This is a genomic window from Faecalibacterium sp. An122, assembly GCF_002160895.1.
In the GTDB taxonomy this organism is placed as follows: domain Bacteria; phylum Bacillota; class Clostridia; order Oscillospirales; family Ruminococcaceae; genus Faecalibacterium.
The window spans coordinates 23,726-37,155 of sequence record NZ_NFLL01000014.1 but is presented as its reverse complement, the minus strand read 5'-3'; the positions used below and the strand labels follow the sequence as shown (position 1 = coordinate 37,155).

Annotated in this window: 13 protein-coding genes; 11 read left to right on the top strand and 2 right to left on the bottom strand. The window is 63.3% G+C overall.

Going from position 1 to position 13,430, the window contains the following annotated elements; all coding sequences use genetic code 11:
• The first annotated feature begins 4 nt into the window (after positions 1 to 4).
• Genes B5E67_RS09700 through B5E67_RS09690 form a run of 3 tightly spaced genes read left to right on the top strand, consistent with a single transcriptional unit; the run spans position 5 to position 2,140 of the window.
• On the top strand, positions 5 to 730 hold the full coding sequence (locus tag B5E67_RS09700; RefSeq protein ID WP_087384999.1) for a hypothetical protein: 726 nt from the start codon (positions 5 to 7) through the stop codon (positions 728 to 730).
• Positions 727 to 1,353 carry a hypothetical protein gene (locus B5E67_RS09695; protein WP_087384998.1) on the top strand — a complete coding sequence of 209 codons (627 nt, stop codon included), beginning with the start codon at positions 727 to 729 and terminating at the stop codon, positions 1,351 to 1,353. Before B5E67_RS09700 ends, B5E67_RS09695 begins: the two co-directional genes overlap by 4 nt.
• Positions 1,354 to 1,366: 13 nt before the next feature.
• Positions 1,367 to 2,140, top strand: a complete 774-nt coding sequence (locus B5E67_RS09690) for a hypothetical protein (protein WP_087384996.1) — start codon at positions 1,367 to 1,369, stop codon at positions 2,138 to 2,140.
• Between the two features lie 37 nt (positions 2,141 to 2,177).
• On the opposite strand, the gene B5E67_RS09685 is transcribed toward B5E67_RS09690, so the two are convergent.
• Positions 2,178 to 3,056, bottom strand: a complete 879-nt coding sequence (locus B5E67_RS09685; RefSeq protein WP_242956912.1) for an AraC family transcriptional regulator — start codon at positions 3,054 to 3,056, stop codon at positions 2,178 to 2,180.
• A gap of 195 nt (positions 3,057 to 3,251) precedes the next feature.
• Between B5E67_RS09685 and fucO the strand changes: the two genes are divergently transcribed.
• The 6 genes from fucO to B5E67_RS09655 all read left to right on the top strand — a co-directional run bounded on the left by fucO (position 3,252) and on the right by B5E67_RS09655 (position 10,763).
• Entirely contained in the window at positions 3,252 to 4,400 is a 1,149-nt protein-coding gene (fucO, locus tag B5E67_RS09680) for a lactaldehyde reductase (protein ID WP_087384995.1), read from the top strand.
• Positions 4,401 to 4,627: 227 nt separating this feature from the next.
• Entirely contained in the window at positions 4,628 to 5,935 is a 1,308-nt protein-coding gene (locus B5E67_RS09675) for a rhamnulokinase family protein (RefSeq protein WP_087384993.1), read from the top strand.
• 13 nt (positions 5,936 to 5,948) lie between these two features.
• A complete protein-coding gene (locus B5E67_RS09670) occupies positions 5,949 to 7,367 on the top strand; it encodes an arabinose isomerase (RefSeq protein WP_087384991.1) in 1,419 nt (472 codons plus the stop codon).
• A 37-nt stretch (positions 7,368 to 7,404) separates the two neighbouring features.
• On the top strand, positions 7,405 to 8,232 hold the full coding sequence (gene rhaD, locus B5E67_RS09665; RefSeq protein WP_087364844.1) for a rhamnulose-1-phosphate aldolase: 828 nt from the start codon (positions 7,405 to 7,407) through the stop codon (positions 8,230 to 8,232).
• A gap of 176 nt (positions 8,233 to 8,408) precedes the next feature.
• Positions 8,409 to 8,837, top strand: a complete 429-nt coding sequence (locus tag B5E67_RS09660) for a cupin domain-containing protein (protein WP_087384989.1) — start codon at positions 8,409 to 8,411, stop codon at positions 8,835 to 8,837.
• A gap of 240 nt (positions 8,838 to 9,077) precedes the next feature.
• Positions 9,078 to 10,763 (top strand): FAD-dependent oxidoreductase, encoded by a 1,686-nt coding sequence (locus tag B5E67_RS09655; RefSeq protein WP_087384987.1) that lies wholly within the window; start codon positions 9,078 to 9,080, stop codon positions 10,761 to 10,763.
• 113 nt (positions 10,764 to 10,876) lie between these two features.
• On the opposite strand, the gene B5E67_RS15620 is transcribed toward B5E67_RS09655, so the two are convergent.
• Positions 10,877 to 11,143 (bottom strand): helix-turn-helix transcriptional regulator, encoded by a 267-nt coding sequence (locus tag B5E67_RS15620; protein ID WP_158098873.1) that lies wholly within the window; start codon positions 11,141 to 11,143, stop codon positions 10,877 to 10,879.
• Here B5E67_RS15620 and B5E67_RS09650 point away from each other — a divergent pair.
• Entirely contained in the window at positions 11,120 to 11,917 is a 798-nt protein-coding gene (locus B5E67_RS09650; RefSeq protein WP_158098872.1) for a GH32 C-terminal domain-containing protein, read from the top strand. The two genes, B5E67_RS15620 and B5E67_RS09650, sit on opposite strands and share 24 nt — an antisense overlap.
• A gap of 16 nt (positions 11,918 to 11,933) precedes the next feature.
• A complete protein-coding gene (locus B5E67_RS09645; protein ID WP_087384983.1) occupies positions 11,934 to 13,337 on the top strand; it encodes a sucrose-specific PTS transporter subunit IIBC in 1,404 nt (467 codons plus the stop codon).
• The last annotated feature ends 93 nt before the right edge of the window (positions 13,338 to 13,430 follow it).

Genomic DNA, 13,430 nt, shown 5'->3' with positions numbered 1-13,430 from the left:
CTGTATGGCAAGCCAATACCTGAACTGGAAATTGCGGGATGTGAAGCCCGATCCCCTGCCCCCGGACCCCACGCCCCGCCAGAAATGGCGGAACTGGTGGCACTATCACAAGGGAATGGTGATCGCCGGGGCGGTGGTCGGTCTGGCGGTGCTGGACATTGCCCACAGCGCCCTGGGGCTGGGGCAGGTCCGGCCCGACTACCAGATCGCCTATGTGGGAGAAAACGCCCTGCCCGACGCCACGGCGGCGGCCATCGAGGAGGCCTTTGCCGCCCTGGGCAGCGACGCCAACGGGGACGGCCGGGTGGCGGTGCAGCTCCATCAATACCTGATCTCGGACGCCATGGACGAGAACGCCGAGTATTCCTACGCCAATCAGATCACCCTCATGGGGGATCTGGAGGACTGCGACAGCTACTTTTTTCTTTTGGAAGATTATGAAACGTTTCAAGCAGACTATGCCCTGCTGGCCGGCGCCGACGGAACCCTGGCGGAGGGCGGAGAGGCCCCCTGCTGTGTCCGCTGGGACGCCTGCCCCGCCCTGGCCGGGCAGGATCTGGGAACCTACACCCAGACCATTCTGGGCCAGGAAATCCGCGGCAGCAGCCAGGACCTGGCGGGGTCTCTGTATCTGGCCCGCCGGGGCTTCTGGGAAGACCGCACCTGTGAACACATGGACGCCTGCGGCGCCCTCTGGGACGCGCTGACGAAAGGAGCCGACCTGTCATGAAAGACCGCAAACAGCTGCTGTATCTGGCTTTGCCATTTCTGTTGATTCTGGCCCTGATTGTGCTGGGGAATGTGGTGGACTTTTCCCGGTATCCCAGCGCCGCGGCCGACGGCGCCGCCTGGGACCAGAGCTGGGAGATGCTGGGCAAGACGATGGGCATCGCCCCGCCGGGGCACAACCTGACCCTTCAGGCCAACAACTCGGTTCTGGCCGGGGAGGACACCTATTACGCCACCTGGACGGTGGGCGAGCCGGTCCCCTACACCAACGAGGACGGCGACCTGGTGGACCTGTACCCCGCCCAGCTGTACGTTTTGCTGTACGGCTGCCAGGATGAAGCCGCCGCCCGGGCCGCCTGTGAGGATTTTCTGGACCGGGAGCGGCAGACCTACGCGATACAGTCGGAGGGAACCGCCCTCCACAACGGCCAGGACTACACCGTCCTGAACTACACCTGCATTTCGGACGCCAACCCCTACGACCGCGGGTGTTCCGCCTTTGCGGTGTACGAGAACTTTGTGTTTGTGGCCGAGCTGACCTGTCAAAAGGACTTCGGCGGGGACGTGGAACAAATCCTGTCCGACGTCCTGGACGGGGTCCACTACAGCGCAGACCTGACCTGAGGAGGTACAGACCATGGGTATGTTTTTCGCCGATGACAGCTACGATGAGAGCCGCCGGATGGAAGGCTTGCAGCGGTACAAGCAGCTTTTGTCCTTTTACGCCGGGCGTTGGGTCAAGGTCAACCTGCTGACCACCCTGGGCGCTCTGCCTCTGGTGCTGGGGGTGACCTTTTCGGTCCTCAGTTCCAGCGTCCTGGTGCTGATCCCTGCCAGCCTGGCGGGCGGGGCCATCTTCGGGCCCTTTCTGGCGGCGCTGTACGACAGCCTTTTCCGGGGCCTGCGGGACGCGCCCGGCTCCTGGTGGGACCACTACCGCCGCAGCTGGAAACAAAACGGCCGGGCAAGTCTCCTGCCCGGCGCGCTGGTGGGTCTTTTGACGGGAATGTACGTCTTTATGATGTACATGCTGTGGTCGGCCCCCGCCTTCCCCAGCTGGGGCACCCTGCTGGCCTGTCTGTTCAGCGCGGTGTTCTTCGCCGCCCTGAATCTGCTGTACTGGCCCCAGCTGGTGCTGTTCCAGCAGAGCAACAAGGACCGGCTGTACAACGCCGTCCTGTTCACCCTCAAATACTTCTGGCGGGTACTGGGGGCCGCCCTTTTGCAGGTGGGGTACCTTCTGCTGTACGTCCTGTTTGCCCCCTGGACCCTGGCCCTGGTGCCCTTTGTGGGGCTGTGGTTCATTCTGCTGGTCTGCGAGCTGATGCTCTACCGCCCGCTGGACGAGGCTTTCCAGATCGAAAAGCAGTTTGTCCAGATTGAGGGCGATCCCTGGCGGGAAACCACCTGATTCCAGGGCGGGAAAGCGTCAAAGCGCGCTTTCCCGCTTATTTTTCGGCGCTTTTCAGGGCGTTTTTGCGGTATTGCAGGGGGCTCTGGCCGGTGGCCCGGGAAAACCGGGTGGAGAAATTGCTGGCGTCCCCAAACCCCACCTCTCGGGCGATTTCGCTGACGGTGTGGTCGGTCAGGACCAGCAGTTCCTTGGCCTGGGTGATCCGGAAATTCACCAGGTAATTGTAGGGCGTGGTGCCCATATACCGCCGGAACAGCCGCAGAAAATAGCTCTTGCTCATATGGGCGTCGGCCATCAGACCGGCCAGGCTCAGCTCCTGCTGGTAATTCTGCCGCAAAGTCTCGGCCGCCTGGAGGATCACCTGGCGGGCGCTGGTGGCCTCGCCCTGGGACAAAAGATTCTGGGCGCACAGGGCCAGCATCTCATGCAGCACCAGTCCCCGCTGGACCATGCTGTCCACCGTCCCCCGCTCGATCTCCGCCAGAACCGTCTCGAACAGTTCCTGCATCCGGGTGCCGGCCAGCTGGACCGGCACCAGTTTCTTTTCCGGGTGGAGCAGCGCCTCCATGGCCGCCACCCCCGCCCCGTCCAGGTGAACCCAATAGTGGTGCCAGCAGCTCTGTTTGGGGGCGGTACAATAGCTCTGGGGGGTGCGGCAGTTCAAAAGCAGCGCCTGCCCCGGACCCAGCAGCACATCGCTGCCATTCTGCTCCACCAGGCCCGCCCCACGCAGGGTATAAAACAAAATATAGCTCTCCTTGTCGGTGCGGGCGGTGGAAAACCGCTGCTGCGCATAAAACAGTCCCGCCTCGGTGCAGTAGTAGGGCTGGGCCAGCTCCGCCTCGCTGGGGGTGGTGCGCTTCCACACGCTCTCGGGGGTGACGTCCATATTGTAGGTCAGCATCTGTGCCATCCCTCCCTTTCCCTTTCAGTATACTGTATTTCCCCCATTGTGCACAAGAGTGGACTTTTCACAAAGTTTCTGTCACTTTTGGCCATTGAAATTTTGGGCCAAACCTTTTATACTGAAGCTACCAGGTTTGTTACCTTTCAGTCAATCCAAACAGGGCGCCATTTCTGGCGCACCGCAATTCAGGAGGATTTTATTATGGCTGACCGCATTGTTCTGAACACGATTTCCTACCACGGCCACGGCGCCATCGAGAACATCGTTCCCGAGCTGACCGCCCGCGGCTACAAGAAGGCTTTCGTCTGCTCCGACCCCGACCTGATCAAGTTCGGCGTCACCAAGAAGGTCACCGACCTGCTGGACGCCGCCGGCTTCGCCTACTCGGTCTACAGCGACATCAAGCCCAATCCCACCATCCAGAACGTCCAGGACGGCGTGGCTGCCTTCAAGGCCGCTGAGGCGGACTGCATCGTCACCATCGGCGGCGGCTCCTCCATGGACACCGCCAAGGCCATCGGCATCATCATCAACAACCCCGAGTTTGCCGACGTCCGCTCTCTGGAGGGCGTGGCTCCCACCAAGAAGCACGCTGTCTTTACCATCGCCGTTCCCACCACCGCCGGCACCGCCGCTGAGGTCACCATCAACTACGTCATCACCGACGTGGAGAAGAAGCGCAAGTTTGTCTGTGTGGACACCAACGACATCCCCGAAGTGGCTGTGGTTGACCCCGACATGATGGCTTCCATGCCCAAGGGCCTGACCGCCGCCACCGGCATGGACGCTCTGACCCACGCCATCGAGGGCTACATCACCAAGGGCCACTGCACCATCTCGGATATGTTCCATCTGGAGGCCATCCGCCTGATCTCCGAGAACCTGCGGGGCGCCGTCCAGAACACCCCCGAAGGCCGCGAGGGCATGGCTCTGGGCCAGTACATCGCCGGCATGGGCTTCTCCAACGTGGGTCTGGGCATTGTCCACAGCATGGCGCACGGCCTGTCCGCTCTGTACGACACCCCCCACGGCGTGGCCTGCGCCATCCTGCTGCCGGTGGGCCTGGAGTACAACAAGGGCGTGGCCGGTGAGCGCTACCGCGCCGTCGGCAAGGCCATGGGTGTGGCCGGCATCGACGCCATGACCGCCGAGGAGGCCGCCGACGCCACCATCGCCGCCGTCAAGCAGCTGTCCGCCGAAGTGGGCATCCCCGCCAACCTCAAGGGCATCCTAAAGGAGGAGGACATCCAGTTCCTGGCCGAGTCCGCCTTCGCCGACGCCTGCCGTCCCGGCAACCCCCGCGACACCAGCGTGAAGGAAATCGTGGAGCTGTACCGCAGCCAGCTGTAATTTTCCCTGTTTCTGATCCCCCATATGCTTTCCGGCCCCCTGCCTGAACCGGCCGGATCACCTGAATCGGAATGCGCCGTCCTGTGCGGTGCATTCCGATTTTTTGTTTGGTCCCCGCTCCGGGGCAAAGAGTGTACTTTTCACAAAGAATCGGTCACCTTTGCCGATGGCATCCGGCCCGCCGGGCCGCTATACTGTTACCAGACCAACACGCAAGGAGGAGCGTTATGCAGGAAGTATTTCTGGCTGTGGACATCGGCGCATCGTCGGGCCGCCACATTGCGGGATGGATGCAGGACGGCACCCTGCACACCGAGGAACTCTACCGGTTCCCCAACGGCGTCCAGCGGGTGGACGGACATCTGATCTGGGACATCGACGGGCTGTTCCGCCACGTCAAGGAGGGCCTCAAGGCCGCCCTGACCAAGTATCCCCGGATCAAGAGCGTATCCATCGACACCTGGGCGGTGGACTATGTGCTGCTGAAGGACGGCCGGCCCATTTACCCGGTCTACGCCTACCGGGACAGCCGCACCCAGGATGTGCTGGAGGAAGTGCACGCCCGCATCCCCTTTGCGGAGCTGTACGCCAAAACCGGCATCCAGTTCCAGCCCTTCAACACCATCTATCAGCTGTACGCGGACCAAAAGGCCGGCCGTCTGGCCCAGGCCGAGGATTTCCTGATGATCCCCGAGTACCTGCTCTGGAAGCTGTGCGGCGTCAAGGCCCGGGAGTACACCAACGCCACCTCCACCGGTCTGGTGAACGCCCAGACCCGGGAGTATGACCCCGAAATCCTGGACCGGCTGGGCCTGCCCAAAGCCCTGTTCCCCCGGCTGACCGCTCCCGGCACCGTCCTGGGTCCGCTGACCGATGAAGTGGCCGCCGAGGTGGGCGGACAGACCACCGTGGTCCTCTGCGCCACCCACGACACCGCCAGCGCGGTGGAGGGCATCCCCATGGACCAGGGGGACGCGCCTTTCCTGTCCTCCGGCACCTGGAGCCTGCTGGGGGTCAAGCTGGACAAGCCCGTCACCACCCCCGCCAGCTGCAAGGCCAACTTCACCAACGAGGGCGGCGTGGGCTACATCCGCTATCTGAAAAACATCATGGGCCTGTGGATCATCCAGTGCATCCAGAAGCAGCTGGGGATCTCCTTCGCCGAGATGGTGGAGCTGGCCAAAACCAGCTCCTACACCCGGATTTTCGATGTGAACGATCCCCGTTTCTCGGCCCCGCAGGACATGCGGGCCGAAATCTGCTCCGCCCTGGCCGAGACCGGCGAGGCTCCCGCCACCGACGCCGACCTCATCAACAGCACCTATCATTCCCTGGCTTATTGCTACGGCGAGGCCTACCGGGAGATGGAGGCGGTCACCGGCCGGCACTGGGACAAGCTCTACATCGCCGGCGGCGGCGCCAAAAACGCCACCCTGAACCAACTCACCGCCCATTACACCGGCAAGCAGGTGGAGGCGCTGCCCATCGAGGCCACCGCCATCGGCAACCTGAAGATTCAGATGAACATTCGCTAAGGAGGTTGACCCCATGTTAGTTGAAACCAAAGCCCGCGTCGGCGTGTTCGCCATCGCCCTGGGCGCTTACCTGCCCCAGTTCCCCTCTCTGGTGCCCGAGTTTGAGCAGCAGTACGCCGATTTCAAAAAGACCCTGCCCCAGACGGTGGAGATCATCGACGGCGGCATCGTCACCACCAAGGAACAGTCCATGGCCGCCGGCGACAAGTTCCGTGCCGCCGACGTGGACCTGGTGATCCTCCAGATGCTGACCTACGCCACCTCTTATAATATGCTGCCCGCGGTGCGGGATCTGAACGTGCCGGTGGTGCTGGTGAACGTCCAGAAAAAGAAGGCCCCCGACTACGCCAACACCGACACCCCCACCTGGCTGGGCCAGCTGTACGCCTGCGGCGCCGTGGGCGAGATGGTGGCCGACCTGGAGCGGGCCGGCAAGCGTCATGCCGTCATCACCGGCGTGGTGGAGGGTGGCGACCCCCAGGTTCAGGCCGAGATCGAGGACTGGTGCCGTGCCGCCCAGGTGCGCCGCCGTTTCCGGGACACCAACCTGGCCCAGATCGGCCGGCCCTATCCCGGCATGATGGACCTGTACATCGACGAGACCAACCTATACAACCGGATGTTCCTGTACACCAAGCAGTTCGACTGGGAGAAGATGTGGGCCATCGCCGACCACATCACCGACGAAAACGCCATCCGGGCCAAGGCTCAGGAAATCCTGGACACCTTCGACATCGAGGGCGGCGGCACCATCGAAAAGGTCTGGGAGATGGCCCGGTATGTGGTGGCCTTTGAGGAGTGGGTCAAAGAGGAGAAAATCGCCTTCATCGCCTCCCACTACGACGGTTTCGCCCAGGGCAAGGCGGGGGTGCTGGACAGCATGCTGATCCCGGCCTTCTCGATGCTGATCAAGCAGGGCGTGGCCTGCGCCGTGGAGGGCGACATCAAGGTGTCCATGGCCATGTCCATCCTCAAGACCATCGCCGGCTGCGGCCAGCTGTCCGAGATGTACTCCATCGACTTTGACCAGGATATCTGCATCATCGGCCATTCCGGCTCGGGCGACGCCGACATCTCGGCCAAAAAGCCCACCATGAAGATCGTTCCCGTCTTCCACGGCAAGACCGGCGGCGGCTATCTGACCCAGTTCTATCCCCATCTGGGCCCCGTGACCTATCTGGGCATCACCCAGGACAAGGACGGCCACTTCAAGTTCGTGGTGGCCGAGGGCGTCAACGAGGAGGGGCCCATCTTCACCTTCGGCGACACCAACATGCGCACCCGTTTCACCTGCGGCGCACGGGAGTTCTGCAACCGCTGGAGCGAGGCCGGCCCCACCCATCACATGGCCGCCGCCTCGGGCCGCCACATCGACACCATTCTGAAGGTCGCCAAGATTTTTGACGTCCCGGTGGACATCATCACCCGCTGACACACAAACCAAGAAGAAAAAGAGAGGTTATCTGACCATGGGTATTCTGGATGTTGAGATCGTAAAAGGCTATATCCGCATGTGCAACGACGGCTGGCTCCAGGGCTGGCACGAGCGCAACGGCGGCAACCTGACCTACCGCATGAAGGAGGAGGAAGTGGCCCAGTGCCGTCCCTTCTTCAACGCACAGCCCGGCGAATGGGTCAACATGGGCGTTCAGGCCGACAACCTGGCCGGCGAGTACTTCATCACCACCGGCTCGGGCAAGTTCTTCCGCAATGTGGAGCTGGACCCCGTCCACAGCATCGGCATCGTGGAGATCAACGACAAGGGCGACAGCTGGCGGATTGTCTGGGGCCTGGAGGGCGGCGCCCGCCCCACCTCTGAGTTCCCCAGCCACTTCATGAACCACAGCGTCCGCAAGGCGGTGACCGGCGGCACCAACCGGGTCATCTACCACTGCCACGCCACCAACGTCATCGCCCTGACCTACATCCTGCCCCTGACCGACCGGGATTTCTCCCGCGCTCTGTGGCAGAGCGCCACCGAGTGCCCGGTGGTCTTCCCCGAGGGCGTGGGCGTCTGCCCCTGGATGGTCCCCGGCGGGGCCGACATCGCCATGGCCACCTCCGAGCTGATGAAGAGCTATCAGGCGGCCATCTGGGCCCAGCACGGCCTGTTCACCTCGGGCCCCGACTTTGACATCACTTTCGGCCTGGCCCACACCATCGAAAAGAGCGCCGAAATCTACGTCAAGGTCCTGTCCATGGGCGGCGGCCTGATCCGTCAGACCATCACCGACGACAACCTGCGGGCCATCGCCCGGGACTTCGGCGTCACCCTGAACGAAAAGTTCCTGGACTGATTTCCCCTCCAAACTTCATTGCTTTGCGGCCTGGGCGCGCGGTTTTGCTCCTTTTGGGGCGGGCCGCGCGCCTTTTTGGGTTCAGGACCCGGGGCCGGGGTTCCCCGGCCCGGCCGCGCACCGCCGCGGCGGGCTGCATACCATGGGATAACTCACAACGAAAGGAGAAACATCCCATGAACAACCATTCCTGCGACTGCACCTGCAACCAGACCGACCACGGCCCCAATCCCTATGCCGCCAACATCGTCTGCGCTGCACGGGCCAATGAGGACTACCGGACCGCGTTCTGGACAGGCCACCATCTCCAGATGACCCTGATGAGCATTCCGGAGGGCGATGACATCGGCCTCGAGATGCATCCCGACGTGGACCAGTGCATCCGGGTGGAGTGCGGCAAGGCCACCGTTCAGATGGGGAGCTGCCAGTGCAAACTGACCGTCACCTGCACCCTGAACGCCGGCGACGCCGTCTTTGTCCCCTGCGGCACCTGGCACAACATCCTCAACGCCGGCTGCGGCTGCCTGAAGCTGTCGTCCATCTACGCACCCCCGCAGCATCCCTGGGGCACCGTCCAGCCCACCAAAGAGGATGCCGAGCACTAAGCCTCCCATCTGAGCCCTGCCGGCCCGCGTAATCCCCCATCGCCCCAGCCGGGGCGGTGCTTCCCGCCGGCAGGCACAAAGCGCCCCGGGTACAGCCTTTCGCTGCGCCCGGGGGCGTCCTTTTGCGGTTTGGGGCGGGCAATGTGACACAAACACAGATTTTTGCCGCGGTTTGCTCTATACTGGTTTCAAAAAGAGCCTTTGCCCTTTCTCAGATGTGACAAAAAGGAGTGCAAAACCATGAAGTATGTTCTTGTTGGCGGCAACACAGGCGGCGCCGGCGCAGCAGCCCGGCTGCGGCGGCTGGACGAGCAGGCCGAAATCCTCCTGCTGGAAAAAGGCGCCCACGTCTCCTATTCCAACTGCAGTCTCCCCTACCGGCTGAGCGAGACGGTGGACCAGACCGAAAAACTGGTCCTCAACACCCCCGAATCACTCCACGGGGCCTACAACATCGAGACCCGGGCCAACAGTCAGGTCCTGTCCATCGACCGCGCCGGAAAGAAAGTCCGGGTGAAAGACCTGGTCACCGGCCGGGAGTACGACGAGGCCTATGACACCCTCATCCTCTCCCCCGGCGCCAACGCAGTGGTGCCCCGGATTCAGGGCATCGAAAACGCCAACCTCTTCACCGTCAAGACGGTGGAGGACGTGAGCCGGTTCTACGGCTTCCTGAAGGACAAAGGCGTCCGGAAGGTGTCGGTGATCGGCGGCGGCTTCATCGGGGTGGAGGTGGCGGTTAACCTGCGGGAAGCCGGCTACCAGGTGGCCCTGGTGGAGGCCATGCCCCAGATTTTGAAGCCCTACGACTACGACATGGTCCAGATTCTCCAGAAAGCCATGATCGACCACGGCGTGGATCTGGTGGTGGGGGACTCGGTGGTGGCCTTCCAGCAGTCCAACGTCCAGCTGAACTCGGGCCGCGTCATTGAGAGCGACGCGGTGGTGATGGCGGTGGGCGTACGTCCCGACACCGCACTGGCCGCCGACGCCGGACTGGAAATGAACCCCCGGGGCGCCATCAAGGTGGACCCCAATTACCGCACCAGCGACCCCAGCATCTACGCCGTGGGCGACGCGGTGGAGGTATTCAATCCCCTGACCCGCAAGCCCGCCATGGTTCAGCTGGCCGGCCCCGCCCAGAAGCAGGCCCGCCAGGCCGCCGACCACATCTGCGGCCTGCCGGTGCGGAACACCGGTTTCATCGGGTCCAGCTGCATCCAGGTCTTTGAGTGGAATGCCGCCAGCACCGGCCTCACCGCCGCCCAGTGTGAGCAGGAGGGCATCCCCTATGAGGTGGCCTACGTCCTGCCCAAGGACCGGGTGGGCATCATGCCGGGCAGCACCCAGCTCCACTACAAGCTGATCTTTGAGGTACCCACCGGCCGGGTGCTGGGCGCCCAGGCCATCTCCAAGGGCGACGCCGTCAAGCGGATTGACGTGGCCGCCACCCTCATCAAGTTGGGCGGCACGGTGGACGACCTGCGGGATCTGGAACTGTGCTATGCGCCCCCCTTCTCTGCCCCCAAGGACGCCGCCAACTATGCGGGCCTGGTGGCGGGCAACCTGCTGGCCCACCGGTTCCGTCAGGTCCATGTGGACCAGGTGCGGGATCTGGTGGAGTCGGGCGCCTATATTCTGGATGTCCGCCCCGCGGCGGTGTACCATCAGGGCCATCTGAAGACCTCGGTCAACATCCCTCTGGCCCAGCTGCGCAGCCGTCTGGACGAAATCCCCACCGACCGGCCGGTCTACGTCCACTGCCAGATTGGCCAGAGCAGCTACAACGCCGTCCTGACCCTGCAGGGCCACGGCTTCACCAACGTGTACAACGTGTCGGGCGGCTTTTTGGGCATCTGTGCCTATGAGTACTTCAACGATGTGACCCAAAAGCGGGAGCCCATCGTCACCAACTATCTCTTTTAACCGCTGATCCCTTCCGGCGGCGGAGCCCATACGCCGCCCGGGATGATTTCTCCTATACAACAAAACCATGCGCCAGAGACCGTTTCCGTTGGGTCTTTGGCGCATGGTTGTTTTTATGGGATCGGGCGGGGCGGGCTTTTCTGGCTGCGGAACTCGCTGGGAGAGCAGCCCACCCGCTTTTTGAACAGCCGCGAAAAGGCAAAGGCATCCTCAAACCCCAGAGAGCTTGCCACCACCGCCACCGCGTAATCGGTGGAGGCCAGCATGGCCTCGGCCTTTTTCAGTTTCCGCTCGGTCAAATATTCCTTGGGCCCCACGCCGTAGGCCTCCCGGAACACCCGGGTCAGGTAGTTGGGGTGGACCCCGAACTGCCGGGCCACCTGGCGGATTTGAATGGGCTCATAGTAATTGACGGTCAGGCGGTTCTGCTCTACTGTCCCCAGGCCCGCAACAACGACACCGACACCTGCCTGTCCAGCTATTCGGCCTACAAGCCGGTGACCTTTGACGAGGAGACCGGGACCCTCTCCCCTGCCGACGCCGACCTGGACCAGGGCCTCATCCTCACCGACGGCGGCTTTGACTTTTACTCCCCCCAGACCTTTGTGGACGGCAAGGGGCGGCGGCTGCTGTTCGCCTGGATGTCCCGGATGGAGGAGGCCGAAGAACAGGCCTTTGCGGCGGGGGAACCCTCGGTCCACTGCCTGACCATGCCCCGGGTCCTCCACTGGCGGGAGGGGCGGCTCTGGCAGACGCCCCCAGAAGAGCTCTACAGCCTATTGAGGGAGCCCATCCGGCCCAGTGAGCTATCCCACCGGGCTTTCTGGCTGGACATCCGCCCCACGGCGGGGGATGAGCCGTTCCGCCTGACTTTCCACGGGGGCGAGGCCGCCCTGGAATTTGACCCCGCGGCCCGAACCCTCACCTTCACCCGCACCGGCTGGCTCACCGGCCGGCCCGAGAGCAAGACCTGCCCCCTGGACCATCTCGACCGCCTGGAAATCTGGAGCGACAGCTCCAGTCTGGAACTTTTCATCAACGGAGGAAGCACGGTGCTCTCCTCCCGCATCTACCCCACCAGCGAGACGCTGGGCCTGGACGTCCGGGGCGTGGACGGCTGCGGCATCACTCTGCGCCCGATTCGCACCATCTGAACAAGGAGGGACCATCATGTCCGACAAAGAGCTGGCCGCTGCCATCATCGAAAAGGTGGGCGGCAAGGAAAACATCGTCTCGGTCCGTCACTGCGCCACCCGGCTGCGGCTGATCGTCACCGACAAAGACAAGATCGACACCCAGGCCGTGGAAGACCTGGACAACGTCAAGGGCTCGTTTTTCAACGCCGGCCAGTACCAGATCATCCTGGGCACCGGCCTGGTGAACCGCATCTACGACGAAGTGGTCAAGCTGGTGGGCCACGCCGACGCGGTGGCCTCCGGCTCCGACCAGCCCCAGCAGAAACCGGTCTACGGCAACGCCTTCCAGCGGGCGGTGCGGATGTTCTCGGACGTGTTCGTCCCCATCATCCCGGTGCTGGTGGCCACCGGTCTGTTCATGGGCCTGCGGGGCCTGCTGACCCAGGAGGCGGTCCTGAACGTCTTTGGCCTGACCGCTGCCGACGTCCCCGCCCAGCTGCTCACCTTCACCCAGATTCTCACCGACACCGCTTTCTCCTTCCTGCCGGCGCTGGTCTGCTGGTCCACCTTCCGCAACTTCGGCGGCAGCCCGGTCATCGGCATCGTCCTGGGCCTGATGCTGGTGAGCCCCAGCCTGCCCAGCGCCTACGACGTGGGCTCGGGCGCTGCGGAACCCCTCACCTTCTTCGGCTTTTTGTCGGTGTCGGGCTATCAGGGCTCGGTGCTGCCCGCCTTCGCCGCCGGCATCCTGACCTCCAAGTTTGAGCAGTGGCTCCGCAAACACGTCCCCGACGCCATCGACCTGATCGTCACTCCCTTCCTGACCCTGCTGTTCGGCATCCTCATCGCCCTGTTCGCCATCGGCCCCGTCCTCCACGCGGTGGAGCAGGTGATTCTGGTGGTGGTGGAAAACATCATCTTCCTGCCCTTCGGCATCGGCGGATTCCTGTACGGCTGCTTCGGCCAGCTGCTGGGCATCTTCGGCATCCATCACATCCTCAACTTCCTGGAAATCAGCATGCTGGCCCAGGACGGCTGGAACTACCTCAACCCCATCGGCACCTGCGGCAACGTGGCCCAGGCCGGCGCCGTCCTGGCCGTGGCCATCAAGGCCGCTTCGGTCAAGACCAAACAGGTGGCCTATCCCTCCTGCCTCAGCGCCCTGCTGGGCATCACCGAGCCCGCCGTCTTCGGCGTCAACCTGAAATTTGTCAAGCCCTATGTGATGGCTATGATCGGCGGCGGCGTGGGCGGCTTCCTGGCCTCCCTCATCGGCCTGCGGGCCACCGGTATGTCCATCACCGGCATCCCCGGCACCCTGCTCTACCTCAATGAACAGCTGCCCTGGTACATCGTCATCAACCTGATTTCCTTCGCGGTGGCCTTTGGCCTGACCTGGATGTTCGGCTTCAGCACCAAGATGGAACAGCAGTCCTGATCCACGCCATTCTTCCTTCACATAGATCTACTTCTTCTGAGCAGAGGCGGCAGCGCCCGGCCGGCGAATCTTTCTTCACGGCGCGGCGCCGGC

Coding starts and splice junctions, on each gene's coding strand:
- B5E67_RS09700 (WP_087384999.1), top strand. CDS start 5: ATGGCAAGCCAATACCTGAACTGGAAATTGCGGGATGTGAAGCCCGAT.
- B5E67_RS09695 (WP_087384998.1), top strand. CDS start 727: ATGAAAGACCGCAAACAGCTGCTGTATCTGGCTTTGCCATTTCTGTTG.
- B5E67_RS09690 (WP_087384996.1), top strand. CDS start 1,367: ATGGGTATGTTTTTCGCCGATGACAGCTACGATGAGAGCCGCCGGATG.
- B5E67_RS09685 (WP_242956912.1), bottom strand. CDS start 3,056: ATGGCACAGATGCTGACCTACAATATGGACGTCACCCCCGAGAGCGTG.
- fucO (WP_087384995.1), top strand. CDS start 3,252: ATGGCTGACCGCATTGTTCTGAACACGATTTCCTACCACGGCCACGGC.
- B5E67_RS09675 (WP_087384993.1), top strand. CDS start 4,628: ATGCAGGAAGTATTTCTGGCTGTGGACATCGGCGCATCGTCGGGCCGC.
- B5E67_RS09670 (WP_087384991.1), top strand. CDS start 5,949: ATGTTAGTTGAAACCAAAGCCCGCGTCGGCGTGTTCGCCATCGCCCTG.
- rhaD (WP_087364844.1), top strand. CDS start 7,405: ATGGGTATTCTGGATGTTGAGATCGTAAAAGGCTATATCCGCATGTGC.
- B5E67_RS09660 (WP_087384989.1), top strand. CDS start 8,409: ATGAACAACCATTCCTGCGACTGCACCTGCAACCAGACCGACCACGGC.
- B5E67_RS09655 (WP_087384987.1), top strand. CDS start 9,078: ATGAAGTATGTTCTTGTTGGCGGCAACACAGGCGGCGCCGGCGCAGCA.
- B5E67_RS09645 (WP_087384983.1), top strand. CDS start 11,934: ATGTCCGACAAAGAGCTGGCCGCTGCCATCATCGAAAAGGTGGGCGGC.